3 protein-coding genes are annotated in these 3,118 nt (G+C 69.2%); all 3 read right to left on the reverse strand.

Annotation, left to right across the window (positions count from 1 at the left end; translation table 11 throughout):
- Nucleotides 1-1,150 (reverse strand): UDP-N-acetylmuramoyl-L-alanine--D-glutamate ligase (gene murD, locus OS124_RS0107295; RefSeq protein ID WP_010138803.1); only part of this gene is annotated, 1,150 nt, incomplete at its 3' end.
- 213 nt (nucleotides 1,151-1,363) lie between these two features.
- Entirely contained in the window at nucleotides 1,364-2,446 is a 1,083-nt protein-coding gene (gene mraY / locus OS124_RS0107300) for a phospho-N-acetylmuramoyl-pentapeptide-transferase (RefSeq protein ID WP_010138804.1), read from the reverse strand.
- A gap of 27 nt (nucleotides 2,447-2,473) precedes the next feature.
- Nucleotides 2,474-3,118, reverse strand: a 645-nt coding sequence (locus OS124_RS0107305) for a glutamate ligase domain-containing protein (protein ID WP_029375254.1), incomplete at its 5' end; no start/stop codon positions are given.

Raw genomic sequence — 3,118 nt, forward strand, 5'->3', positions numbered from 1 at the left:
GAAGCGGCGCCAGGCCGCCTTCCTTCTGCAAGCCGCCGCAGATCCAGCGGATGCGCCGGAAGGCCCGCAGCGCCTGTTTCGCGCTGTCGACATTGGTCGCCTTGCTATCGTTGACGAAGATCACCCCGCCCGCCTCGGCAATGCGCTGCGAGCGGTGCGGCAGCCCGCCGAAGCTGTGGAAGGCGGCCTCGATCACCCGCGGCGCCAGGCCGAGGGAGCGCGCCACCGCATAGGCGGCACAGGCGTTCTGGTGGTTGTGGGCGCCCGGCAGGCCGGTCACCTCGCGCAGGTCGATCGAGCCGACCTGCCTCCCCTTGCGGTATTCCGACAGGAAGCCCTTGCGCGCATAGACCATCCAGCCCGGCCCCGAGAGCTTGCGGGCCGAGGAGACGCGGATCACCCGGTCATCCTCGGGCGCGACCGAAAGCTGCCCGGCGAGGAACAGCCCCTCGGGCTCGTCCACCCCCACCACGGCGCGATCCGGCCCGCCCTCGGCGAACAGCCGGCGCTTGGCGGCGAAATAGCCGCCCAGGCCGGCATGGCGGTCGAGGTGGTCCGGCGAGAGGTTGGTGAAGACCGCCACGTCGGGCGTCAGCGCCCGCGCCAGATCGGTCTGGTAGGACGACAGCTCCAGCACCACGACGCCGCCATCGCCGGGTGGGTCGATGTCCAGCACACCGCGCCCGATATTGCCCGCCAGCTGCACATCGCGCCCGACATGCTCAAGCACATGGGCAATCAGCGCCGAGGTCGTCGACTTGCCGTTCGAGCCGGTCACCGCGACCACCTTGGGCAGGGTGTCGAACTCGTCCCAGTCGCCCTGCCCGAGCGAGCGGAAGAACAGGCCGATGTCGTTGTCGACCGGCACCCCGGCCTCCAGCGCGGCGGCGATGGCGGGATGGGGCGCAGGATAGAGATGCGGGATCCCGGGCGAGGTCACCAGGCAGGCGATCCCCTCGAAGGCCTCGGGACGGGAGAGCTTGCGCAGCGCGATTCCCTCGGCCTCGGCCACCTCGGCGGCGCGGGGGCCGTCATCCCAGGCCACCACTTCGGCACCGCCCGCACGCAGCGCCCTCACGGTGGCCAGGCCCGACCGGCCAAGCCCCAGGACAGCGACCATCTGGCCTTCGAAACCCTGAACCGGAATCATCTGCTACTCCCTTGATCTGCGAATGAAGAGTGATGCGGCGCCGCGCCGGGATGCAAGGGGGGCGCCAGTGCCGGGCGCTGCCTCCGGCGGCAGTATTTCCAGCCATCGGATGGAACAAGGACCTCTTGCCCCTATCCGATGGCCACAAATACTGCGGGGGGAGTCAGCTTGCTGACGGGGGGCAGCGCCCCCCCCTGCCCCCCAAATGGCCCCTCAGCGCAGTTTCAGCGTGGCGAGGCCGATCATCGCCAGGATCAGCGAGATGATCCAGAAGCGGATCACGATGGTCGGCTCGGCCCAGCCCTTCTTCTCGTAGTGGTGGTGGATCGGGGCCATCAGGAAGACCCGCTTGCCGGTGCGCTTGAAGTAGAGCACCTGGATGATCACCGAGAGCGCCTCGACCACGAAAAGGCCGCCGACGATGCCCAGCACGATCTCGTGCTTGGTGGCCACCGCGATGGCGCCGAGCGCGCCGCCAAGCGCGAGGCTGCCGGTGTCGCCCATGAAGACAGCCGCCGGCGGGGCGTTGTACCACAGGAAGCCCAGGCCGCCGCCGATCAGCCCGGCGACGAAGATCACGATCTCGCCGGTGCCGGGCACGTAGTGCAGGCCGAGGTAGTCGGTGAAGGTGGTGTTGCCGACGAAATAGGCGATGATGCCAAGCGCGCCCGAGGCGATCATCACCGGCATGATCGCCAGCCCGTCCAGCCCGTCGGTCAGGTTCACCGCATTGGCGGCACCGACGATGACGAACATGGCGAAGGGCACGAAGAAGACGCCGAGGTGCAGCAGCACGTCCTTGAACACCGGCAGCGCCAGGGCAAAGCGCATGTCGTCGGGGTGGAACCAGCTGGCCCAGAGCGCCGCGACCAGCGCGATCAGGAAACCGAGCACCAGTCGCGTGCGGGCCGAGACCCCCTTGGTGTTCTGCTTGGAGACCTTGGCATAGTCGTCGGCAAAGCCGATCAGCCCGAAGGCCAGGGTGACGAAGAGCACCAGCCAGACATAGGCATTGTCCCAGCGGGCCCAGAGCAGGGTCGAGCTGGTCAGCGCGCCGACGATCAGCAGCCCGCCCATGGTCGGCGTGCCGGCCTTGGCCAGGTGTCCCTCGGGACCGTCGCTGCGGATCGGCTGCCCCTTGCCCTGGCTGCGCCGCAGCACGTTGATCAGCCGCGGCCCGAAGAAGAAGCCGAAGAGCAGCGCCGTCAGGAAGGCTCCGCCCGCGCGGAAGGTGATGTAGCGGAAGAGATTGAACAGGTCTCCGCCATCCGAGAGAGCGGTCAGCCAGTAGAGCATCGGGGAGTGGTCCTTTCCGGGGGGACGTCAGTCGTCGGCGGGATGGCTCAGTTTGCGCAGGGCGTCAACCACGGTCGAGACCTTCGACCCCTTGGAGCCCTTGACCAGCACGACATCGCCGGCATCGACCAGCCGCAGGGCCTCGTCGGCCAGGGGCCGGGCGGTCTTGCTGAAGCGGCCGCGGCGATGATCGGGCAGCGCCTCGTAGAAGGGCTGCATCCGGGTCCCGACACAATGCACCAGGTCGATATGGTCCAGCGCCGGGTGACGGGCCATCTCGGCGTGCATCTCCATCTCGGCGGCACCCAGTTCCAGCATCTCGCCCAGCACGGCGATGCGGCGGCCCTGGGCATGGCGGCCGAGGTTGTCTCGGGGATGGGCGGCGGCCAGCACGTCCAGCGCGGCCCCCATCGAGGCGGGGTTTGCGTTGAAGGCATCGTCGATCAGTTCGAAGGACAGCGCCCGTTCCAGCGGGTCGAGCACCCGGCGCTGGCGCAGCCCGCGCCCCGCAGGTGGGACCCAGCGACCAAGCGCCGCCAGCGCCAGCGCGCGGTCCAGCCCCAGCACATGAGAGGCCGCCAGCACCGCCAGCGCGTTCAGCGCGAAGTGCCGCCCCGCGGCCTGCACCTTCCAGGTGATCGGTGTGCGCCAGGCGCGGGCTTCGCAGACCAG

Origin of the sequence: Oceanicola sp. S124 (assembly GCF_000220565.1) — a bacterium.
Taxonomy (GTDB): Bacteria; Pseudomonadota; Alphaproteobacteria; order Rhodobacterales; family Rhodobacteraceae; genus Pseudooceanicola.

Excerpts from the sequence above, each read along its gene's own strand:
- mraY (WP_010138804.1), bottom strand. The coding sequence starts at position 2,446 with ATGCTCTACTGGCTGACCGCTCTCTCGGATGGCGGAGACCTGTTCAAT.